Origin of the sequence: Haloechinothrix aidingensis (assembly GCF_013450155.1) — a bacterium.
Taxonomy (GTDB): Bacteria; Actinomycetota; Actinomycetes; order Mycobacteriales; family Pseudonocardiaceae; genus Haloechinothrix; species Haloechinothrix aidingensis.
Genome location: NZ_JACCKD010000006.1, coordinates 204,830 through 227,461, shown reverse-complemented (window position 1 = coordinate 227,461; position 22,632 = coordinate 204,830). Strand labels below are relative to the sequence as shown.

17 protein-coding genes and 2 CRISPR repeat arrays (1 of these 19 running past the window's edge) are annotated in these 22,632 nt (G+C 65.2%); of the genes, 12 read left to right on the top strand and 5 right to left on the bottom strand.

Translation table 11 applies throughout. From position 1 onward, the window contains the following. Nucleotides 1-348: 348 nt before the first annotated feature. The 5 genes from H0B56_RS16995 to H0B56_RS16975 form a co-directional block, all read right to left on the bottom strand. On the bottom strand, nucleotides 349-1,053 hold the full coding sequence (locus tag H0B56_RS16995) for an HAD family hydrolase (protein WP_180894071.1): 705 nt from the start codon (nucleotides 1,051-1,053) through the stop codon (nucleotides 349-351). Further along, nucleotides 1,050-1,565, bottom strand: coding sequence for a hypothetical protein (locus H0B56_RS16990; RefSeq protein WP_180894070.1), 516 nt, complete (start codon nucleotides 1,563-1,565; stop codon nucleotides 1,050-1,052). The genes H0B56_RS16995 and H0B56_RS16990 overlap by 4 nt, the downstream gene beginning before the upstream one ends. 397 nt (nucleotides 1,566-1,962) lie before the next feature. After that, nucleotides 1,963-3,093, bottom strand: a complete 1,131-nt coding sequence (locus H0B56_RS16985; protein ID WP_180894069.1) for an NAD-dependent epimerase/dehydratase family protein — start codon at nucleotides 3,091-3,093, stop codon at nucleotides 1,963-1,965. Beyond that, nucleotides 3,066-5,834: a Gfo/Idh/MocA family oxidoreductase gene (locus H0B56_RS16980; RefSeq protein WP_180894068.1), complete on the bottom strand. Its 2,769-nt coding sequence runs from the start codon at nucleotides 5,832-5,834 to the stop codon at nucleotides 3,066-3,068. The genes H0B56_RS16985 and H0B56_RS16980 overlap by 28 nt, the downstream gene beginning before the upstream one ends. After that, a complete protein-coding gene (locus H0B56_RS16975; protein ID WP_219632839.1) occupies nucleotides 5,818-6,930 on the bottom strand; it encodes a phosphotransferase enzyme family protein in 1,113 nt (370 codons plus the stop codon). Before H0B56_RS16975 ends, H0B56_RS16980 begins: the two co-directional genes overlap by 17 nt. Nucleotides 6,931-7,509: 579 nt before the next feature. Between H0B56_RS16975 and H0B56_RS16970 the strand changes: the two genes are divergently transcribed. The 12 genes from H0B56_RS16970 (at nucleotide 7,510) to cas2e (ending at nucleotide 21,931) form a co-directional block, all read left to right on the top strand. Further along, complete coding sequence (locus H0B56_RS16970) at nucleotides 7,510-8,835, top strand: NsdA family TPR-like regulatory protein (protein WP_180894067.1); 1,326 nt, start codon at nucleotides 7,510-7,512, stop codon at nucleotides 8,833-8,835. Continuing rightward, a complete protein-coding gene (locus H0B56_RS16965) occupies nucleotides 8,832-9,665 on the top strand; it encodes a class I SAM-dependent methyltransferase (RefSeq protein ID WP_343063931.1) in 834 nt (277 codons plus the stop codon). Before H0B56_RS16970 ends, H0B56_RS16965 begins: the two co-directional genes overlap by 4 nt. 228 nt (nucleotides 9,666-9,893) lie before the next feature. Beyond that, complete coding sequence (locus H0B56_RS16960) at nucleotides 9,894-10,124, top strand: HAD family hydrolase (protein WP_180894066.1); 231 nt, start codon at nucleotides 9,894-9,896, stop codon at nucleotides 10,122-10,124. Next, on the top strand, nucleotides 10,121-10,912 hold the full coding sequence (locus H0B56_RS16955) for a class I SAM-dependent methyltransferase (protein ID WP_180894065.1): 792 nt from the start codon (nucleotides 10,121-10,123) through the stop codon (nucleotides 10,910-10,912). The genes H0B56_RS16960 and H0B56_RS16955 overlap by 4 nt, the downstream gene beginning before the upstream one ends. A gap of 505 nt (nucleotides 10,913-11,417) precedes the next feature. Next, nucleotides 11,418-12,606: a CRISPR direct-repeat array (repeat unit 29 nt; unit sequence CGGTCCACCTCCACGTGCGTGGAGAGCAC). Between the two features lie 238 nt (nucleotides 12,607-12,844). After that, on the top strand, nucleotides 12,845-15,640 hold the full coding sequence (gene cas3 / locus H0B56_RS16950) for a CRISPR-associated helicase Cas3' (protein ID WP_343063930.1): 2,796 nt from the start codon (nucleotides 12,845-12,847) through the stop codon (nucleotides 15,638-15,640). 106 nt (nucleotides 15,641-15,746) lie between these two features. Beyond that, nucleotides 15,747-17,366 (top strand): type I-E CRISPR-associated protein Cse1/CasA, encoded by a 1,620-nt coding sequence (casA, locus tag H0B56_RS16945; protein WP_180894064.1) that lies wholly within the window; start codon nucleotides 15,747-15,749, stop codon nucleotides 17,364-17,366. 73 nt (nucleotides 17,367-17,439) lie between these two features. After that, nucleotides 17,440-18,054: a type I-E CRISPR-associated protein Cse2/CasB gene (gene casB / locus H0B56_RS16940; protein WP_180894063.1), complete on the top strand. Its 615-nt coding sequence runs from the start codon at nucleotides 17,440-17,442 to the stop codon at nucleotides 18,052-18,054. Further along, a complete protein-coding gene (cas7e, locus tag H0B56_RS16935; RefSeq protein WP_180894062.1) occupies nucleotides 18,051-19,247 on the top strand; it encodes a type I-E CRISPR-associated protein Cas7/Cse4/CasC in 1,197 nt (398 codons plus the stop codon). The genes casB and cas7e overlap by 4 nt, the downstream gene beginning before the upstream one ends. Continuing rightward, entirely contained in the window at nucleotides 19,244-19,996 is a 753-nt protein-coding gene (gene cas5e / locus H0B56_RS16930) for a type I-E CRISPR-associated protein Cas5/CasD (RefSeq protein WP_180894061.1), read from the top strand. The genes cas7e and cas5e overlap by 4 nt, the downstream gene beginning before the upstream one ends. Further along, nucleotides 19,997-20,638, top strand: coding sequence for a type I-E CRISPR-associated protein Cas6/Cse3/CasE (gene cas6e, locus H0B56_RS16925; RefSeq protein ID WP_180894060.1), 642 nt, complete (start codon nucleotides 19,997-19,999; stop codon nucleotides 20,636-20,638). A 3-nt stretch (nucleotides 20,639-20,641) separates the two neighbouring features. Next, nucleotides 20,642-21,619 (top strand): type I-E CRISPR-associated endonuclease Cas1e, encoded by a 978-nt coding sequence (cas1e, locus tag H0B56_RS16920; protein ID WP_219632838.1) that lies wholly within the window; start codon nucleotides 20,642-20,644, stop codon nucleotides 21,617-21,619. Nucleotides 21,620-21,625: 6 nt separating this feature from the next. After that, nucleotides 21,626-21,931, top strand: coding sequence for a type I-E CRISPR-associated endoribonuclease Cas2e (gene cas2e / locus H0B56_RS16915; RefSeq protein WP_180894059.1), 306 nt, complete (start codon nucleotides 21,626-21,628; stop codon nucleotides 21,929-21,931). Nucleotides 21,932-21,949: 18 nt separating this feature from the next. Further along, nucleotides 21,950-22,632: a CRISPR direct-repeat array (repeat unit 29 nt; unit sequence GTGCTCTCCACGCACGTGGAGGTGGACCG) (it continues 630 nt past the right edge of the window).

Below are 22,632 nucleotides of genomic sequence, written 5' to 3'. Positions count from 1 at the left end.
AGCTTGTTCATGCCGAGGTGGGCTATCTGTTGAAAGCGTGCGAGGGCTGCGATCTCGAGTGTGGTGTTCGGTGGCGTCGTCAGCGCCGAAGGATGGTGAGGATTGAACGCAGCACCGTGCGGTACCGGTGCGAGCAACCAGGCGCCCGTCTGCTCCGGATCCGGTGTCAGATTCATGTATCCGGCCGGTATGGCCGATTCGGTGGACGTGGCCAGTGCGCGCCGTTCGGTGCCGGGGCTGACGACACTGAACGTTGCCTGCACCCAGCCGGACGGCGGTGCCGTCGGGGGGAGCACGGTGACACGTCTGTGGGTGAACCAGACTCGGGGTCCAACGTAGGAGTCAGCGTCAGAATTCATAGTCGCGTTCCAGAAGGGCTGGTAGCTCGGTCACGTGAGCGACAACGGTCGTCGTGGTGTCAGCAGGCGGTGTCATAGATGGGGAGGAAATCAGGACTGTGCTCATCCCGTGTCGACGTGGTCCGCGCACGTCCTTGTCATAGGTGTCGCCGACGAACAGGATCTCGTGTGGCTTCGTGTCGGCAGCCGTGACGACTGCTCGGTAGAACGCAGGGTGGGGCTTGCGGACGCCAAGAGAACTCGAGAGCACCAGCTGGGTGAAGTACGCGGCGAGGCCGGCTCGTTCCAGGGTTCGTAGCCGTACGGCTTCGGGCCGCTGAGTGTTGCATGCCAGTAGGTTCGACCAGCCTCGCCGGTACAGATCTCGTATCGTTTGGGCTGCACGTGGGTCGATTGCTCCGTCGGGGATCTCAGTGAAGATCCTCTCGACTGCGCGCGCCGGTTCGGCGAGTACGAGTCCTGTGCGTTGTGCGGCCTCGGCGAGCATGGTGGAAAACGGCGTCTGCTGATGGCTGATGCGGTCACTCTCCCGCACGTAGGTACGTATCGAATCGAACGCGGCGGCATACTGCGCTCGCACCGTTGCCGGAGATGAGGACCACAGGATGTCGGCGACCATCGGTCCTGTTGGTTCCGGACCGGGTCGCGCGATTGTGCCGCCGAAATCCCATGCCAGGTAGCGAGGACGTTTCATGGCACCACTCCAGACGGCGTGCCCGAAACCTCGGCTGCGGCATGGGCTTCAATATGGTCAGCCGCCATGTGAACTGATCCGACGCTGTTGATCATGGGGACCTGGCTGGCCAGCACGCGAATCAGGCTCAGGCGCCGTCGCGTCGCGCGGACATTCTCGAACTCGCGCAGCACGACGACGTCGTCGGTGAGTACGCGGTCCAACAGGTGGCTGCTGGCTCGGAGCCACACCGTCCGTGCGGTGTGGCGGGAGTACTGTGTGTACGACTCCATGACCTGGTGCGGATCACCATCGATGTTCACGACAGCGGCGCTGACCAGCGACACCGGTGATTCGGTCGTTGGCAGTCGGGACCCGATATCGACCTTCCCGGGATGATTGTCCACCGTGAGCAAGCGAGGAAACCAGCGACCCACCACGCCAGCCCGGACGTAGTAGGCCCTGGTACCCCCGAGAATGCGCGGGGTTTCGCTGCCGTGGCCCGGTCGCATCAGTGCGATGTCGCCCGCCAAGATGCGCCATCCTCGTTCGGCCAAAGCGAGTCCGACAAGGCTCTTCCCTGCACCGTGCCCACCCAGCAGGAGCACGCCAGATCCATCATCGCGGGTGGCAGCGACAGCATGTACGCACAACTGGTCCTGTTGGAGGTGAAGCCGGTGTAGTGCGGCGTTGATCAGACGTCGCGCGTCATGCTGAGTCACTGTTGCTGGCAAGGAGACATCCGGCGGGTATCGTCCCACTTCTTGCTTCCGTGGCGGTTGGTTCGACACCGCTGGCAGATGGGGCCTCACGTCATTCCATCGCCGCAGCACGCGCGCCGGCGCATCGACAACCAATGTTCGGCCGGAACTGACGATGCTGAAGCGGCACTCGGAGTCGGGAGCACGCCTGACCGAGTTTGGCTTACCGTCACCCATGGCCATCCCCTGCGTAGTTGAGGCCCGCCAGCCGAGCATCGGGACCGGACGCGTTGGTGATGAGCCGATCGCGATCTTGTGCTTCGGTAAGCCAGTTGGGGACCACCTCGGGATGGCGCTGCAACCAGTCAATATAGGCCGGCACACCCTGTTCAACACAGATCGGCGGTGTCCAGTCGAGTAGGCGATGCATCCGTGTCGTATCGGCATATCCACCAGTCGGATCACCGGTTGGTCGTGGCGTGGTACGGATCCGAGTACGAGGGAAGTGCTGTTTGATCGCTCCCGCCAGTCTGCGGATGGATGTAGGTTTGCCAGTGCCGATGTTGATCGTCTGACCTACTGCTGCGGGACTGGCCAGGGCGCGGATCGTGGCGTCGGCCACGTCGTCCACGTGAATGAAGTCGCGTACCTGCGACCCATCGCCGTGAACTTCCATAGGAAGTCCCACGATGGCGCGCATGGCAAACCACGCGACAGCCCACGAATGACTGTAACGCTTGGGAACTTGCGGTGCTCCGTATACGGAGAATAGGCGAAGAATCGTGTAGGGCACGACCTCATCGAGCAGGAGCCGCATCTGATGTTCGGCCCACTGCTTGGCGTTGCCGTATATCGACAGCGGAGCGACAGGGTCGTCCTCGCTAAAGCAGGGTGGGCCCTCGGTCGAGCGCGTCCCGTTGCCGTAGACGCTTGCCGAGGAGTAAAGGATCAAGCGCTTAATTTGTGATGTACGAGCGATTTCTTCGAGGAGCACCTCGGTGGCGTGCAGATTCGAGGCAAACGCTCGAAACGGGTCATGTGTACAGGCGGCGACGTCGGCGTAGGCGGCGCTGTGGATGACGTAATCAGCATCCACGATTGCACGGCGTACTGTACGACGGTCGCGGATATCGGCGATCGTCAGGTTGACATCATCGTGTGAGACACCGAAGTGCCGCAGTGTCTGATGCTCGTAAGCGTCGAGTCGGTCGAACAGGCGGACGTGGGCGCCGGCACGAACCAGGCGTTGGTACAGACGACTACCAATGAGTCCGGCGCCGCCGGTGACGACTACTCGTTGTCCGGCCCATATCTTCCGGTTCGGGTTTTCTGTCAGAGCTGTACAGGAATATCTCCGCATGGTTTCCCTTGCTGTGGCTGTGGATCGTCCGGCGCGTCCTGGTCCGGATCGGATTCCGTGGATGGTGCTGGGGTTGTGCGGTTTCGGAGGTAGTCGGCCAAGCGCGCGATGCGGCGGAGCGCCGCGAAGTCCGGTGGTGGAGGTGGCTGGGCACCCCTGAGTGCGGCTACCGAGTGTCGTACTGCGGTGTCCAGCGGAGAGTCGTGGATGATCTCGTCGTGGACCAGCTCTGTGCCACGCTGCACGGTCAAGCGGTGGTGGTTACGGTCGAGCTGGTGTTCGTCTCCTGTGGTCACCGGATCGAGGTGGAGCACGAGGTGCGTACACCCGGCTCTCATGCTGATATGGCGATGCCGATCGTCGGGGGATCGCAGGTTTTTACGCCACGGCGCTCGCGCGGCGGGAATAGGTTGCGCAAGTATTCGAGGTCCCAGTAGTGATGAGGCCAGTTCGACATGAGTCTCGTGCGTGTCCGCGTGCACAAACATACGTTCGGTCAGCGCGGTGAGAAACATGCGTGTGTCGAAGTGGGCCCACAGTTCGGCTGTGGCGGGTTCGGCTTGGAGGTACCGTTTGTACGTCTCCTGCGGGAGCAGCTGGTCGAGAATCGAGAGCATGTGTAGCCACTCGTATCCCAGGACGCCGTAGGAGCGATCGACGAATCGGCCGTGTGCGATGTCTGGTGTCCGGTCTTTGCTGAACGAGATCGCCACATGGTGGGGCGTGACATCGGGTTCGTAATACTCGAGGAGTTCCGTTAATCCCGGAACCGTGCGCGTGTGACGGTATTGGTCGTTGACGACCAGTCGGGCTTGCGGGTGCTGCGCGAGTAACTCGGTGAACTCATGGATCTCATCGGCCTGGCATGCAGGCTTTTCCAACAGGATTCGTGCCGCAGGATCGTGGCCAAGTATCGAGCGTACGACCCTGAGATGGTCGTGGGTGGGACAGCATACTGTCCAGAGATCGATCGTGTCGGCGACGCTGGCGGGAAGATCCGCCACATCGGCTGAGAACGAACGTGCCGTGGCGGGAAGGTCCTGGTGCTTCGGGTCGATGACGATCGTCTCGGCACCGATATCAGCCAAGATACGGGCGTGTAAGCGCCCGGCAACCCCATAGCCGATAACGCAGCTTCGTGGTCGCTCATGGACACGAGCGGGCGATCGTATCGACTCCGAATCCGTACAGTTGGTGATGTAGTGCTGATAGTAGGCCTCGAGCAGGCCGGCCTCGGCGACGGCGTGGTCCACACGCTCGAGGTGTACACCCGCCGGAATCGTATGGAGGTTCCTGCACAGCGCCTTCGCCGCGATCAACGTAGCGGCGCGGTAGGCGTCATAGCCCTGATTGGGAATGGAGTCGGCCTCGAACAGATTCATCGAGCGGCCGTTGCCCAACAGGGTCGCCGACTGGCCGCGCGGGAGGTGCAAGCGCTGTCCAACGCCAGGAATGTCGGTGCGTGACTCGACGTACGGGGATTCGCCGAGGAGCGCGAAGTCGCGGGTCGCAAGTGGGGCGAGGTAGACCCCGTCGGGTAATGCGTCGATCTCCGAGTGGGACAACGCGGTCTCGCCCGTCGCACCGATCACGAGGAAGGGTCGCGTTGATCGCAGCGCCTGCACGACGGTGCGGTGGGTGACGTATCCGGCCTCGGCGGCAGTGATGAGGGTGGGAAGATCAGCGTCTACCACCTCGACGCGGCAGCCCAAGGAGCGGAGGGCGTGAGCGACGCGTGAACCGAGCGTGCCGTAACCGATGAGCACAATCGTGCGCCCCATGAATTTCGTGTCCGGAATCAGCGCGCGCAATCGGCGCACGCACGAGTCGGCGATTTCTGGATATCCGAGCAGTGTTTTGACTTGAGATCGGGCGAGGTTGAACACCGGGATCGTCATGGGCCCGGCTGCGTGGATGCGTTTGAGTCCGCTGACGGTCAACTCCAGGGCCGCGTCGACATGGCGCACCGCGTTGCTGCTGCCGTAACCGCGTGCGAGCAGGCCACCGTCGTCCACCGCCAACACGCGTCTTCCCTCAGCGCAGGCGGCGTCGATGAAGTCGTCGATACCAGCGGTTGTCCTGGCCAATTCGTTGGAGTACTCGCCCGGCGTGTTGATCGCGGCGTTGTCGAGCAGGTCGGTGCGGTAGCCGCGGGCACGGAACGTCGCCCACACACGATCGCGGTTGTGCGTCCTGTCGCCCTTGTCCAATGCATAGATCCACTCTGCAGGTAACCCGGAGCGTTCCAGGGCCATCAGAAACCCGACGCTGTGTTCGAGGAAATGGTCACGGAAGATGACGGCCCAATCGCCGAAGACGTCGTCCGGCTGCGTATACTGCGTCAGTAGCGGCATTGATGCGGCGACGCCGTCGAGTTCCCGCTCGTGATAGGTAAGGGCGGTTGTCCGTAGCGATTGGGCGAGAGCAGTCGCGACAGCGTGCTCGCCGCAGGATTGGATCAGCACCTCCATCACGGGTACGGCAGGCACGTGATAGCCCAAGGTGTTCGGCGGTTGCGGAGGAAGGCTGCGCCAGTACACCGCGACGACCGTCGCACCGCTCCAATGATTCACGTGCGCCGAACCGTTGCCCTCCTGGGTGATCCGGAGATCGTGCTGTTCGGCGATGGCGGCCACCGCATCCCCCAGTTGCGCTGCGGTTAGCGGTGTGTGCAGCACCGTCCATGCGTGATCGCGATTTTCGACAGGGACTTCGTCGGTGTGGTCACCGGCCAGTGTCATGGCATTTCCCGTGGTGGCCTGTGAGGGTGTTCAGGGCATGCTCGAGCTCGGGCAGGTGTTCCAGCAGGGTGGTGGCGGTGCGGTGGCGTTGTTCCCAAAACCGATCGAGATCGTCTTGCAACAGGCCGGAGCTTCGGTAGTGTTCCTTGATTCCGTACAGGCTGGTCAGCAGCTGTATCGCCGCTACGCGGGCGCAGGCAGTGACATCACGGGCCGCCGCGTCCGGGTTGGTGTGCAGGTAGGCCTCAACCAGAGTCAGGGCGCTGTCGCGCCAGTCGTCGCGCAAGCACACGGTGCGGGGGTCGAACGCGATCCGGCCCAACTCGTAGGCGGGCAGGAACGGCTCGGGCGGGCGAAAATCCAGTACGGCAGCCAGCTGATCGCCCTGGAACAGCAGGTTGACCGCGCTGTAGTCACCGTGCAGTACCTGGGTGGACAACTCCGGCAGCCCCGCCAGCAGGTCGGGTAGCTGGTCGAGTGCCGCGCGGCGCTCGGTCAACGTCCGACGTGCGGTCCGGTCGAACTCGTCCATCCGGTCGCGCGCGGCAATGGTGCCCAGCAGGTCATCGACGCGAGCACGGAGGGCCTCGGCATCGGCCGCCAACCACTGCTGCACGTGCGGTGCCGGACGGTGGCTTTCCGGCTGGTCGGCGAACAGGCGATGGATCCGTCCCAGGGCCGAGCCCGCGGCATGCTGCTGGGCCGGCGTCAATCCGGTGGAAACGACCTCGCCGTCGACCCAGTGCCACACCGACACGACAAGCGAGCCGTCCCGGGCGATCGTCTCCCCCTCGGTGGTGCGGCACACCGGCGCCACCGGCAGGCCGTGCCGACCTGCCCGTTCCGACTGCCCGATCGCCTCCCGTTCGGCGTCGATGTCGCACCCGGCCTGGTAGTGCTTGACGAAGTAGGCTGTCTCGTCGGCCCACACCTGGTAGTTGACCGTAGCCTGCCCGCGGGCGACCGACTCCACCGAGGTCGCCGCCAGGCCGTACCGCTCACGCAGCAGCCGGGCGAGCTCGCCCTGACCGAGGTCTGTCATCACCGTCCCCGTCCCGTCGAACGCGCGCTGCTGGTCCTCACGGTGCACCGGCATGCTCCGACACCGACGTCGTTCCGGAAGCCGAGATGTGCCTCGCGTGCCAGGCACGGACCAGCGCGATGTGTTCTGTCGTCTGCACCCCCGAGGATCGCGCACATCGGCGCGCAGCGCGTGCCGAGAGGACATCCCGAGTGGGTAGGAAACCGGGTGCCGAACGCGTAAGCGCCACGTATCGATGCACCTGGATCTCTGAGTGACTGTTCTGATCTGCTCCACAGCTTCGCTCGCTTCATCTGACAGTGGACGAGAGCAGTGACCCGGCCACCGGCCGGCATGCTGTCGACGGCCCATTGATACCGGTCACGTCTCCCGGACTGTGCCGGTGCGGACGGTGGGTCGGCCAGAGCGTCAAGTCGGCGAAACTGAGGCGTTTATCGTGCGTTGAATGGCGTGACCTGCACAGACTCTGCACGGCTCGCATGGGCGCGGATCGAGCAAGAGGGCAGTCGACCGTCACACACCGTTACCGTGAGGGGATGTCTGCTCGTCCGGTCGTGTACCAACGAGGTGTGTCGTCCTGGAGCGTCGGTGGGAGTGGTTATTGTGGGAGGTCGGTACTCGGGGGTGGTAATCGTGACCGGTCGGCGCGACGCATTCGCGGCTCGTCGCGAGGCGATGGGCTTCACCCAGGAGAGCTTCGCGATTGCGCTGGGTGTGGAGTTGTCTACGGTCGGGCGGTGGGAACGCGGGACGCTGACTCCGCAACCGGGACGCCGTGCGCGTATCGCGAAGGCGCTCGGCATCACACTCGAGCAGCTGAACGAGCTGCTCTCCCCGAGTCAGGCCGGTAACAGTTCCGTTGGGACGAGCATCCCACCAGGTCCATCAGGGCCACCGCACCCGCAGGAGCATGGAGATGCAGGTACGGTTCCTGGCGCGATCATCGACACCGATCACGACCGCGAAGGTGCTCGGTGCGCGCGACCAACCGCCCCCACAGCACGCACCAACCGATCGCCCCTGGAATACATTCATGCCGAGGTTGGTCGCCTCGCCACGAATTACGTTTCGCGGCCCTTGTCAGACCTGAGCATGAATATCCACGAGCTGTGTGAGGACGTCTTCCGCCTGGTCGAGAAAGGGCGATACCCGCATCTGACGCGCGAGCTCTACGTGGAAGCGAGCCGACTGGGCGGACTGCAAGCCCACCTCTGTCTCGATCTCGGCCGCTATCGGGCGGCACATACGCACGCGCACACAGCGTTCCTGGGAGCCGAACTCGCCGGACACAACGGTATGCGGGCGTGGGTACGTGGCCTGCAAAGCCTGATCGCCTATTGGAACGGCCACCTAGCCGATGCCGTGGAGTTCGCGCAGGATGGGGTTCGCTATAGGCCGCATGGTTCGATCGCAGCACGCTTACCCAGTCTGGAAGCGCGCGCGAGCGCAGCACGTGGAGACAAGAACGGAGCGCTGACAGCTCTCCAGCGTGCCGAGCGGGCCCGGTTCGCCGCCGATCACGAGCACGATGCCGGGGTGTTCACCTTCCCGGCAGCCAAGCAGGCTGTCTATGCCGGAACCGCCCTACTCACGCTCGGCGACCAGGAGTCCGTGGCCCGGGCGGTGCAGCAATCGTCGCAGGCGTTGAGGATCTACGACGTCGCCGCGCCCGAGGAGCGCTCGTCCGGCGACATGCTCGCCGCTCGCCTCGACCTCGGTCGCGCCTATCTCAGCCGATCGGACCTGGACGGCCTCGACGACCAGCTGCAGGTGGTACTGGCTGTGCCCCAGGTCCTCCGGACCGCCAGTATCATCAAGCGCGCTGCCACCCTCGGCCGATACCTCGACACCGGTCGATTCGCCCGGTCACCGCAAGCTCGCCGTCTACGACGCGAGATCGACTCCTTCTGCGCGCAGGCTCCTGCGCTATCACCGACGCACTGTGTGGAGCTGCCGTGAGCGAACCGGACACCACCGACACCACGATCCTGACCGGAAGCGCCTATCGCGACGACCGTCACCTCGCCGCGCGCCAATCGCTGTATCGCTGGCAGCAGCCCACCTACGATCTGCCCGGGCTGGTGCTCGAGCACCTACCGATCCGCACCGGCACAGTCCTCGATGTCGGATGCGGCAACGGCACCTACGTCACCCGCCTACGCTCCCAGCGTCCCGGGCTGACCGTAGTCGGGCTCGACATCTCACCGGGCATCCTGGCCACCGTGTCTGCGCCGGTTGTGGCAGCCGATGCCGCCCGTCTACCGGTAGGTGATCACTCCGCCACCGCGGTCTTGGCCATGCACACGCTCTACCACGTCGACAACATCGACGCGGCGGTCGCCGAAGCGGTGCGCGTACTCGAACCCGGCGGCATCTTTATCGCCTCGACCAACGCACGCGAGGACAAGGCCGAGCTCGACGATCTGTGGGCCCGGGCGGCTGGAGAGGTACTCGGTGTCGACCGCGGGCCGCGACGCATCTCCCTGAGCACTCGTTTCGCCTTGAACGACGCCCCGCAGCGCCTACGCAGCCACTTCGCCGCAGTCGAGACCGTGGAACTGCCCGGCACCATCACGGTGCACGAACCCGAACCCGTCATCGCCCACCTAGCCTCCTACCGCAGCTGGGCCGAAAACATCGGCGTGCCGTTCGACGCTACGTTGACTCGCGCCCGAGATCTGCTCCAGCACATGATCGACCGAGACGGCCGATTCCAGATCACCTGCCGAGGCGGCATCCTGCTCTGCCACACCACCCGACACGACGACAAAGCACGATACGACCGCTAGCTCACGTTCCCGCGCCGAACCGGGCCGACACCAGTAGTGCCGTACCCGGGGGTGATCGCGGCGCTGCCGGAGATGAGCCGGCACGCACCGGTCGTTACCCTGTCCAACGTCAGCGCCGCCGAATCCAACATCGATGACCTCCGTGACCGTTTACACCCATGGGCCGGCGACAGCTACACACCACATGTTCTCGGGCACGCCAAACCCGACTTCCACACCTTTCGCCTGGTGACGGACCGACACGGCCTGCTCCCGAAGCAGACCCTGCACATCGGTGACCATTGGGAGTGGAACGTGGTCAGCGCGACACTGGCAGGCACCCACCCGTACTGGATCTCCGCCGCACCGGCCGCGCAGGAACGTATCAGCGCGCCCCGCCGCCTGGGCGTCACTGAGGTTGCCGACCTGACCGCCGCTGGCGATCATGTCCGAATCCTGTGTGTACCGGAGGATCGATGAACCTGTTCACCAGCGCCGTGGAGTACTACCGCCGCTACCGCCCCGGCATCCCCAGCGAGGTCGTGGCGTTACTGACCGATGCCACCCCGCATCATCGGCCACGGCGACTGCTCGACATCGGCACCGGCACCGGGCTCGTCGTGGCAGCGCTACAGGAGCACGTCGACGACATCCTCGCCATCGACCCCGACGAGGACATGCTCACCGCCGCCGAGGCCACACTGCGGCCGCACACCCCACAGGGAGTGCGACTCGAGCTTCAGCAATGCGCGGCCGAAGAGCTCACTCTACCGGCAGGCTGGCAGGCCGACCTCGTCACGATCTGCCGGACCTTCCACTGGACCGACCAGCCCACCGTGCTGCAGCGACTCGACCATCACGTCGCACCGGACGGGGTTGTGGCCATCTTCGGCGACAGCAGCCTGTGGACCGTACGCACACCATGGACCGAGACGGTGCGCACCGTGGTCCAGGAGTTCCTCGGCGAAAACCGCCGCGCCGGGACGGGCACATTCACCCAGCACGACCGCCCCTACAGCGAGATCATGGCAGCATCCCCCTTCAGCGAAGTCCGCGAATACCGGGTTCCCGTGACACGCCACTGGCGCTACGAGACCATCCTCGGCTACCTGTACTCCACCTCGTTCGCCGCACCACGCCTGTTCGGAAACCGCCGAACCGAGTTCGAGTCGACCCTCAGGGACCGGCTCGCCGCCGTTAGCCCCCACGACGTCTTCGTCGAGGACAACGAGTTCGTCCTTCGTATCGGACAGCGGCCGACAGCATAAACAGCGACGGTGACCGATCGTCCATGGCCGCATCCAACAGAACAAGGCAAGCATGACCACGACATCGGTCCGTATCCGCGCGGCCAGCGGTGTCGACCTGGACACGGACCTCCACCGACCCGAGACCCCACACACGCTCCACGGGGGGTGCTGGCGCACGGAGTACCACCGCGGCAGCCTAGTGGTCCTCACACACCAAGCCCTCGTCAAAGCACTGACACCAGCAGCCGCTGTGCCATCCGCATCGTGGCACGCGCTACCAACGAATCCCACACCTCACGCGCACAACCCAGACACCGAAGCATCACCGCGAACGAAGAACACCCCACACCCAACACCGCCGACACAAGATGGCCCCAGCGATTCCAACGCCGAACACAATCACGGCCAACCTGACCCGCTCTTCTGCGCCACAGGACAGACACGGCTAGACCCCAACTACTGAAGGGCACTGTCCTGACTTCAGTCAGCTCATCAACTAAACGGTTCAAGCCGCGAGTACGTCCAGACCACCTCCACGTGCGTGGAGAGCACGCCACCTCAACCTCTTCGATGTTCCAGTCGTCCGGTCCACCTCCACGTGCGTGGAGAGCACGCTGACAACATCTGTAGCCGCGCCGTCGTTGGCGGTCCACCTCCACGTGCGTGGAGAGCACTCGGCATCGAGCAGGGACCGGGCCGTGCTGAGCGGTCCACCTCCACGTGCGCGGAGAGCACTACGATTTCGACGACGCGCCGCCGGTGATCTACGGTCCACCTCCACGTGCGTGGAGAGCACTGCGGCTGCTTGTGACCCAGCTGGGTCATCACCGGTCCACCTCCACGTGCGTGAAGAGCACGCCTCCAGCGCTTTCGCGGTGCGTTCGGCGTGCGGTCCACCTCCACGTGCGTGGAGAGCACCTGCGGCCCGCCGATCTCCTGAGTGAGGACGCCGGTCCACCTCCACGTGCGTGAAGAGCACAACAGCATCCCAACCGGCGGGCCGTTCCAGGACGGTCCACCTCCACGTGCGTGAAGAGCACAACAGCATCCCAACCGGCGGGCCGTTCCAGGACGGTCCACCTCCACGTGCGTGGAGAGCACCTGCGGCCCGCCGATCTCCTGAGTGAGGACGCCGGTCCACCTCCACGTGCGTGGAGAGCACCAGCGCAGACCCTGGAACGGCACCGGAGCGAACGGTCCACCTCCACGTGCGTGGAGAGCACCCAGTACACCAGTGCGGCTCCCGGAATGACCCGCGGTCCACCTCCACGTGCGTGGAGAGCACTTGTGCACGTCGTCGCCAGCGTCGACCACCCACGGTCCACCTCCACGTGCGTGGAGAGCACTGTTGGTCTCGCTGCGCCACAGCGGCGCGTGCCGGTCCACCTCCACGTGCGTGGAGAGCACGGGCGAACCCGTCTGTGGACAACCTTCGGTTTCGGTCCACCTCCACGTGCGTGGAGAGCACACGCTCAGTCCGGAGGCAATCCTGTCCTTCGCCGGTCCACCTCCACGTGCGTGGAGAGCACGTGCGCCACAGGGTGCCGACGTTCACCTCGTGCGGTCCACCTCCACGTGCGTGGAGAGCACGCGGTGAGTGCTACGAACAGGGCGAAGAAGTACGGTCCACCTCCACGTGCGTGGAGAGCACGCGTCCCGCGCGTCCTGAGCCCACCTACCAAGCGGTCCACCTCCACGTGCGTGGAGAGCACCCTTTGTGACCTGGAGTGTTGTGTGGCTCTGTGCACGTTTGACGTTGCGTGTTCAATGGTGCTGTGTCTGTAACGCGATGTATGTGTGGATCGTCGTGTTTCGGGTAGTGGTTGTTGTGGTGGTGTGGGGGAGTGTAGCGCGGGGGTGGGTGCGTGGGTGTGTGGTTGTTTCTGAACTGCTTGGTGTTGTGTTTGGTGGGGTAGGTCGAGTTGTGGCGATGGTTGTGCGCGGGGGTGCGTGGTGATACTTGAGAGGGATGGGGGTTGGGTTGATCTCTGTTTGTGGGGGAAGGAGCGGGGTTTGGATGGTGCGCGTTATCCGGTGATGTGTCATTTGCTTGATACGGCGGCGGTGGCGCGGATGGTGTGGCGGGATGTTGTTGCTCCGGGCACGCAGCGGTGGGTCGCGGAGCAGTTGGGGATGTCTGTTGAGGATGCTGGACGTCTTGTGGCGTTTTGGGCGGGGCTGCATGACGTCGGTAAGCTCACGCCAACGTTTCAGCGGCAGGTTGCGATTCCTGATGGATATGCGGATGCGGCGTCGGATGGGGATGGCCGGGCGCATGATCAAGCAACCCATGTGTGGTTGGCTTCGGCGTTGGCGGGGCTCGGCTATCCGTCGGGGCGCCGGTCGTTGGCGCGGCTGGTTGCGGAATTGCTGGGTGGGCATCATGGTCGGTTTCATCGTTTTGAGCCGAGGGTTCTGATGCCGGACGCGCTGCCGTTGCAGGGTCTTGGAGACGGGGCGTGGGAACAGCAGCGGCAGGCAGCGTTGGCTGCTGCGGTATCGATTCTGCGTCCGCCTGTCCCGGCTGCGTCGATGCGTGTTTCGTGTGCTGCGGTGGTCAGTGGTGTGGTGATTCTGGCTGATTGGTTGGCCAGCGGGACGCCGTACATCAAGTCGCGTCTGGCTGAGGTTCCGCAGCGGGGTGATGGTGCCTCGTTGGAGTCGTTCTTCGCCGGCTCGTGTGCGGCGGCGCCGGAGCTGGTCCGTTCGTCGGGCCTGTCGCGCTTGAACTTGCAGGCTGGCTCGTTTGCTGAGGAGTTCCCGGATTTTGAGCCGAATGCGCTGCAGGCGAGTATCGCTGATCGGCTTGGTGATATCGCTACCGGTCCTGGGTTGCTCATGGTCGCGGCTCCGACGGGGTTCGGCAAGACGGAGATCGCCTTGCATGCGGCCCGCCGCCTCAGCGAGATCGCGGGAACCTCCGGTTTGTATGTTGCGTTGCCGACGATGGCGACAGCCGACCAGATGCTGAGGCGGGTGGCCACGTATCTGGCTCGTCGGGGCCGGGATCCGGCGGTCACGTCCCTGCTGCATGGTATGGCCTGGCTGATGCCGGTGGAGGCGACTCTGGCCGAGGTGTATCAGAAGGCAGGCATTTCTGGTGACGACCAGCGCTGGTTTTCCGAATGGATGCGTGGCGCCAAGCGGGCCATGTTGGCGCCAGTGGGTGTGGGCACGATCGATCAGGCGCTGCTGTCGGTGCTGCCGACGCGCCACAACGCGCTGCGCATGTTCGCCCTGTCCGGCAAGACTGTGATCATCGACGAGGTGCACGCGTTCAGTCCGTACATGCGCGAGTTGTTGAAAACGCTGTTGCGCTGGTTGGGTGAGTTGCGCGTGCCGGTGGTGCTGCTGTCAGCGACGTTGCCACAGGGCGTGGCGCGTGAGCTGGCTGCGGCCTATCTCGGCCCGACAACGACGGCGGCTCCCACTGACCCGGTGGTTCCGTATCCGGGGTGGGCGTATGTGCAAGCCGAACCACCGGTGGCCGAATCCGCCAGAGTGACGCTGCCGCAGACCCACCGCCGAACGCTGACCGTGTCGGTTCAGGCCATCGACCGCGATAGTGGTGGCGCGCCGGAGCGTATGCCTGCCCTGACGACCGAGCTGGAGCCGCTGGCCGAGCGTGGTGGCTGTGCCGCAGTCATCTGTACCACGGTGGCCGAAACCCAACGCACGTATCAGGCATTGCGTCAGTGGTCTGCGCACCTTCCGGAATCACAGCAGCCTGAACTGGTGCTGCTGCACTCCCGCTTTCCCGCCTATCGCCGTGAGGACATCACCGCGCAGGTGATGCGCAAGTTCGGTAAGGGCGATGCCGACGATGGCGTGCATCCGGATCGGCCCGCGCGGGCGATTCTGGTGGCCAGCGCGATCATTGAGCAGAGTCTGGATGTCGACTTCGATCTCGTTATCACGGACCTGGCGCCGATCGAGTTGCTGCTGCAACGCGCGGGCCGGCTGCAGCGGCACCGCCAGCTCGATACGTCCCGCCCCGACTGGGTGTGTACGGCAGGCACGCTGGATCCTCGCCTGGTCGTGTTGACGATGCCGGAGCGGGACGTCGAGGCGGGACGATGGCCGGTGACCTGGCCCTACATCTACCCTAAAGCCACCCTCATCCGGGCTCACCGCATCCTCAACGACCGCATCGGCGACGGGATCAGGATTCCCGACGATGTGCAACGGCTCGTTGATCTCGGCAACCCGGGCGATGCGCTCCCTGCGCACGATCCGCTGTTGGACGGTTTTGACGACACCGAGGTCGAACGCATCGCCAACACCATGGTCGAGCGGCAATCCGCCGAGGTGCGCAGTATCCCCGAGCCCCACAGAATCTCCAGTCTGGGCAAACTCTCCGAGCACGAAGTAGACGAGGAAATCGTCGCGACCCGGTTCAATGCCGATTCCGTGCGCGTACTGGTGTGTTTCGAAACCCCCGACGGCCAACTCCGCCTCGGCAGCCCCACCGGGGACGGGCTGCCCACCCCTGACCCGGACGGGCACTTTACCCGCCAACAACTCGCCACGGTAATGAACCACTCGATCCCCGTACCCGGGTCGCTCGTACGCGACGCGGGCGAGGAGTACACGCTGCCGTCCCCATGGGCGGACAACTGGGCCCTGGCCCGCCTGCTGCTTATGCGGCATCGAGTAACCACAAACGGCGAGGTCCTGCCGGCCCAATTGGGGCAACGCGTGTTCGACCTCGACCACGAACTGGGACTGGTCACGAGCACCGCATAACTCCCGGAGCTGCCCTGTGCCCCGTCGACTGGTTCACCTCCACGTGCGTGGAGGCCGTCCTTGTCAGTCTCGTGCCCTACACTGCGGCGCGCCCGAGGAGGTGTGTATGCCGCAACCGAGTTTCAATGTCGTTGAGCAGGGGTTTTGTCCGGTGCGCTGGATTTCCCCGCGGGAACCGTCGGGTGGGACGGGGCCGGACGAGCTGGTGAGTCTGCGCGCGTTGTTCGCGTGCGCGCACGACATCGCCGATATTCGGGTGCCGCTTCCGCCGGCCGAGTCGGGGCTGCTGCGGATCCTGTATGTGCTGACCGCGCGGATCACCGGGCTTGATCGGATCGTCGATCGTGACGACTGGCTCGATCATCGTGACAGCGTGCTGCGAGCCGGATGTTTCGATGCGCGGGCTATTGATGCCTACCTGGACCGGTGCGCCGCCCGGTTCGAGCTGTTTCATACCGCTACCGAGTGGCCGTTCCTGCAAGATCCGCGTTTGCTGTCGGAGTGTCGCAACACCAAGGGGCACCCGGTCTCGTCGGGGGTGAACAAGCTGGTGTCGGGGCGGGCGGCGGGTAATGCGTTCGTGTGGCAGTCGCACACGCGGGATGCGGATGCTCCGCCGGTGGCTGCGCCGGATGCGCTGTGGTCGATGCTGGCGGTGTTGTTCTACGGCGAGCCGGGCCGCTGCACGTCGCGCCAGGTGGGGTCGGTCAGCAAGGCCGACACCAAGGCTGCGCCGCTGCGGGCGACGACGTCGTTCCACCCGCTGGGGCGGAACCTGTTCGAAACGCTGCTGCTGGGGCTGGTGCATGAACCGTCGACCGAGCAGGACGTGGCGCCGTGGGAGGCACCGGAGCTGCCGGATCCGCTCGGTGTGCCGGGCGAGCCCGCCGGGATCGCGAGCCTGCTGACCGGCCGGTTTCGCCACGCGGTGCTGCTGAGGCCGAATGAGGACGGCAGCGCGGTCACCGACGCGCGCATCACCTGGGCGTGGCGGTACGAGCATGGGCCGGCTCGGGATCCGTACGTGCTCTACCGGGCCAACCGCACCGCGGACGAGCCGCCGTCTGCGGAGCACGCCCGTGCCGATCGAGCGGTCTGGCGCGATCTCGATGCGCTGTTGCGCAAGACCCGCGAATCGGGCACGGCCAGAACGCTCACGCGGTACCGTCCGCGCGTGTTCGATGACGTGGAAGAGCTCGAACACGGCAGCGGGCCGATCGACATCGGCGAGGTCGCCATTCGTGCGATCGGGTTCGACCAGGACCGCAGCCAGGCGAAGAACCGGCAGTACTACGTGGCCAGTACCCCGCCGGTGTTGGACATGCTCGAAGGGATCTCGGCGGACCGTGCCGACCGGGTGGCTCGTGTGCGGGAGGCGGCCGAACGGGCCGGAGACCGGCTGCGGGAGGCGTTGCGGGGCGCGTGGCGAGACGTCACGCGCAGCAAACTCGACGGCAAGGCGCGCGACGAGGGTGTCCCGTGGCTGCACCGCGGAATGGCCGAGTACTGGGACAGTGCCGAGCCCGTGTTTTGGCAGCTGGTTCGGGCCGACGACCGTCCGGACGGCAGCATTCGCAACCTGTTCGTGCGCAGGGCGTTGAACGCCTACGACAGGGCCACAGCCAGCCGCGCCCACGCGCTGGAGGACATCAAGACACTCGAGTTCAACCGCGGCCGCATCATGCGTGCCTGGCACACCGAGAGGAAGGACACGGCCGATGCCTGAGACCTCCACGCCGTTCCGCGCGAGCGGTCGACGCGCCGCGCTGGCACGCCGGGCGGGTAGCTTCGTTCGGCATGTGCGCACCAGCGTCCTCAGCGATCCGGGGCGCCGGGCCGCGATGCGGCGGGCACTAGGGGTGGAACCCGGCCATCCCCGCACGTTCCACGCCTACCGCGAGATCGCGCGATTCCTGCCGAGCGACAATCCTCGGCCGGCCGAGGAACACGCGTTACTGACCGTGGGGGCACTGATGTGTGCCCAGCCGCGCCAGGTGCGCGACTCCGAACGCGCGGCGACCGCGACGCGCGAGACGGACCACGACGACGAGTCCGCCGACGCGGAAGACAGCACAGATGGGGCGCAACCGAGCCGGCAGCGGCACTACCCGTCCCTGGGCAGCACCCTGGCCTACGCCGCCCGGGAAGGTGCCGCCGCGCAGACCAGTGTCGAAAAACGCCTCTTCCTGCTCTGCCGCAACGATGTCGTTGCAGTGCACCGGCAACTGCCGGGCGTCCTCACGCTGCTTCGCCCATCGCAGATCACCATCAATTGGGAGCAACTGGTCTGCGACCTCGCCGAATGGGACGAACGCCGCGAGGAGATCGCCGCACGGTGGTTGCGGGAGTTCTATCGAAATGTCGACAAACCCAGCAGCGCGGACAACGCGTCCGCATCCGAGGAGGATCGATGAGTTCAGCGTCCTACATCAACATCCACGCCATCCAGTCACTTCCCTACTCCAATGTGAACAGAGACGATCTCGGATCGCCGAAAACGGTGTACTTCGGCGGGGTCGAACGCACCCGCGTGTCCAGCCAGAGCTGGAAGCGAGTGATCCGTAAACAGGTCGAGCAACAGCTGGTCGACGAACACCTCGGCGAGGAGACCGTGCGTACGCGCCGCGTGGCCGTCGGCGTGGCCGAGCGGCTGGAGCAGCAAGGATGGAGCAACGAGGACGCGCAAGCCGCCGGCGAGCAGGTCGCGCTCTCCGCCGGAGGCGGGATCAGCCTCAAGAACGACAAGAACGACCAGGACGAGCAGGTCCTGACCACCAACGTGCTGCTGTTCTTACCGGAAAGCGGCATCGACGAGCTCGCGCGCATCGCCGCAGACCATCGTGAGGCGATTCTGAACGCGAAACCCCGCGGGAAAAGGGCCACACCGAAACCGGTACTGCCCTCCGACGAGATCGCCACCGTGCTCACCCGCCGGAGCCCGTCGATCAACCTGTTCGGCCGGATGCTGGCCGAACTTCCCGGAGCCAACGTGGACGGCGCCGTCCAGGTCGCCCACGCCTTCACCACACACGGCACCCGCGTGGAGTACGACTTCTTCTCGGCCGTCGACGACGTCGAAGAGAAACTCGACATCCCGGGAAGCGGGCACATCAACACCGGGATGTTCAGCGCCGGCACGTTCTACCGCTACGCCAACATCGACGTCTCCGGGCTGCTGCACAACCTCGACGGCGATACCGCACTGGCAGCGACCGTGACGCGCTCCTTCCTGGACGCGTTCATCCGAACCCTGCCGTCGGGCAAGCAAAACGCGACAGCGGCGATGACCGTGCCCGAATTGGTCCACATCTCGGTACGCGACGACCGGCCGGTCTCGCTCGCCTCGGCATTCGAGGAACCGCTGTCGCAGAACGGCGGCTATATCCGGACGTCGTTGACGGCGCTGGCGTCCTACGCGGGGTCGGTCGACACGCTGCTGGGACGCGAACACGTGCTGGCGTCCGGGTACGCGGGTAACCAGCACTGGAACGGCGTGGAGGGTGACGATCTCGATGAGAAGCTGGCCGCTCTCGGAGCGCGCCACGACTTGTTCACCACGCTGGTCAGCGAGACCGTCGATGCCGCATACGCGGGTGAGCGGACGTGAGTGGGTTGCTGCTGCGGCTGGCCGCCCCCCTACAGAGCTGGGGCGAGCGCAGCATCTACGAGACACGCGACACGGCACGATTGCCCACCCGCTCCGGGCTGCTGGGCATGATCGCCTCCGCGATGGGACGTCCACGCGGAGCATCGCTGGACGACCTCGCGCCTCTCACCTTCACGGTTCGGGTGGACCGCCCCGGCGTTCGGGTCGTGGACTACCACACGGCCGGCGGGTGGTTGCCACGCAAAACCAAGATACCGACCGCCGCAGGATCCGGCCGCCCGGAAGGTAAGGGCACGGTGCAGACGTGGCGCGAGTACCTGTCCGACGCCGTCTTCATCGTAGCCGTCGACGGGCCGGACACACTGACGAAGCCGGTGCACGCGGCATTGCGCTACCCGCACTGGCAACCGTACCTCGGGCGACGATCCTGCCCACCGAGCGAACCGTTCCTGCTCGGCAGGGTGCCGGACGACGCGGCGCGCGAACTAGAGCACGGTGTTCCGCTCGCACCGGACAAGTACCGCCAGCGCGACGGTCAGCAGGTGGAGATCATCCGTGAAGCGCGGAACCGGACGAGCTCCACACAGGCCGAGATCCGCGACGTGCCGGACGTGTTCTCGACCATCGACCGCACGTACCGCACCCGCTGGATCGAGACCGAGCGAATCAGCCTCCCGGACAAGCTGAACACCACATCCCGCACCTACCTCACCAAGCTCGCCGGATACATCATGGGTGGTGACCACTAGATGGAGCTGTGGCTAACCGAGATCACCGTGCGACACCGGTTTCACGCAGCATGGCACGGTGAGGGCATCAACGGCGACCGCCTGCACCGAGAACTGATGCGGCTCGTTCCCGCCGACCTGGGTGACCAGCCACGCAGGACCAGCGGCCTACTCTTCCGCGCCGAACCGGCACCGGACCAGCGGAACTTGCGCATCCTCGCGCAAACATGCCTGCAACCACGCCCGGACATGCTGGCGGACGAGTTCGCCGACGCGGTGCGCACCCGTCCGCTCTCGCCGCTGCTGGAGACGTTGCAGCCGGGTATGCGGGTGCGGTACCGCATCGCGGCCAATCCCACGAAACGACACGGCAACACCGCCGAACCGGAGAAACGAGGACGGCTCGCCACCCTCCGGGGATCCGCGGCCGACGACTGGTGGCTTCGCCGTGCCGAGGAGGCGGGCCTGCAGCCGCAACAGGTCCTATCGACGTCACTGCCTGATGTGCGCGGCGCGCAGCACCGGGCACGACACGGTGTCGTACGTTTCGACGGGACCGCCGTAGTGACTGACGCCGACCAGCTCCGCGAGACCCTCGCCGACGGCATCGGGCGCGCAAAGAGCTACGGCTGCGGGATGCTGAGCCTCGGACCGGAACGCTGACCCATGCCGGGACCGTCACAACACCCCCGCCGCGTACTGACGACACCGACCGTGGCGATGCTGCCCCGCATCGCCGACTCGCTATCCTTCCTCTACCTGGAGAACGTACGGGTCGTGCAGGACGACACCGGGGTGTGCGCGCAAGTGCAGAAGGACGACGGCTCGGACAGCCGCGTGTCCCTGCCCGTGGCGGCGCTGTCGTGCGTGCTGATGGGTACCGGAACGTCGATCACCAACCCCGCGATGGCAACGCTCGCCCGACACGGCACCACCGTCGTGTGGAGCGGTGCCGGCGGGGTGCGGATGTACTCGGCGAGCCAACCATCGAACCTCACCACCGAATGGCTCGAACGCCAGGTTCGTTGCTGGGCCGACGAGACAACCCGCTTCGACGTAGCCAGCAGGATGTACGAGATGCGCTTCGGCATGACCGTCCCGCAGGGCACGACCATGCACAGCCTACGCGGACTCGAAGGGCAGCGAATGAAAGCGCTGTACCAGTCGCTGGCGCAACGCCACCGGATGCGTGGCTTCAAACGCAACTACAACCCGCAACACTGGGACCACCAGAACCCGGTCAACCAGGCACTATCAGCGGCGAACACCGCACTGTACGGAGTGGTCCACACAGCCGTCCTCGCCATGGGCTGCTCCCCAGCACTCGGATTCATCCACAGTGGCAAGCAGCACTCGTTCGTCTACGACCTCGCGGACCTGTACAAGGCCAAACACACCATACCGCTGGCGTTCTCGCTGCATCACAGCAACCAGCCCGACCGCGACGCCCGAATCCGCCTCCGGGCGGAGTTCCGCCTCTACAAGCTCATGCCGCAAATCGTGCACGACATCCAGCGCCTCCTGACACCCGACGCCGAAATCGAGACAGAACAACCCGAAGAAGTCGATCTGGTGCACCTATGGGACCCGGATCTCGGCGCCATGGAGGCAGGAGTGAACTATGCGACCGACGCGGAATGGTGACCAACCATGTCGAACCTGCTAGTAATCTCAACGACTGCCGTACCGGACTACGTCCGAGGATCCCTAAGCCGCTGGCTAACCGAACCAGCACCCGGCCTCTACGTCGGCACCGTCTCAGCGCGTGTTCGCGACCGGCTATGGGAAGCCGTCAGCGACGCCGTCGAGGACGGCGCCGCAGTGTGCGTACACCCAGCGGACAACGAACAACGCTACATCGTCAAAACCGCAGGAGAGCGCCGACGCAGAGTCGCGGACTTCGAAGGCCTCCAACTCATCGAGTTCCGCGACGAAACTGACATACCACAAGTATAAAGCCGCAGGTCGCAAAGGGTGCTCTCCACGCACGTGGAGGTGGACCGCCGTCTGGGTCAGGATGCGCGTACCGACCCGCGTGCTCTCCACGCACGTGGAGGTGGACCGCGAGCGTAGCCCCTTACAGCCGGGGCAGCGACGTGCTCTCCACGCACGTGGAGGTGGACCGCAGGGGCAGCATGCGCTTGTGTTGTCGGGGTGGTGCTCTCCACGCACGTGGAGGTGGACCGTAGGTGGGAGTGCAATTGCGGAGAAGAGTTCCGTGCTCTCCACGCACGTGGAGGTGGACCGCGCCGCGAGCGGCTAGAAAAGCAGCAGCAGCGGGTGCTCTCCACGCACGTGGAGGTGGACCGCCGTTCTCGCCGAAGTCCTCGCGGCGCCTGTCGTGCTCTCCACGCACGTGGAGGTGGACCGCTGGCGTACGACTCCGGGTGCTACGAGGATTAGTGCTCTCCACGCACGTGGAGGTGGACCGCGATCATCACGTTACTTCCGCTGCTCATAGAGGTGCTCTCCACGCACGTGGAGGTGGACCGCGAACCGCGTGGTGTCCGATGTGACCCGCCGTGTGCTCTCCACGCACGTGGAGGTGGACCGTCCTCCTCCTGCTCACTGCTTTCGCGTTGGTCGTGCTCTCCACGTACGTGGAGGTGGACCGGCCGGGGCTCTAACGAATGGCGCGGGGCCAAGGTGCTCTCCAC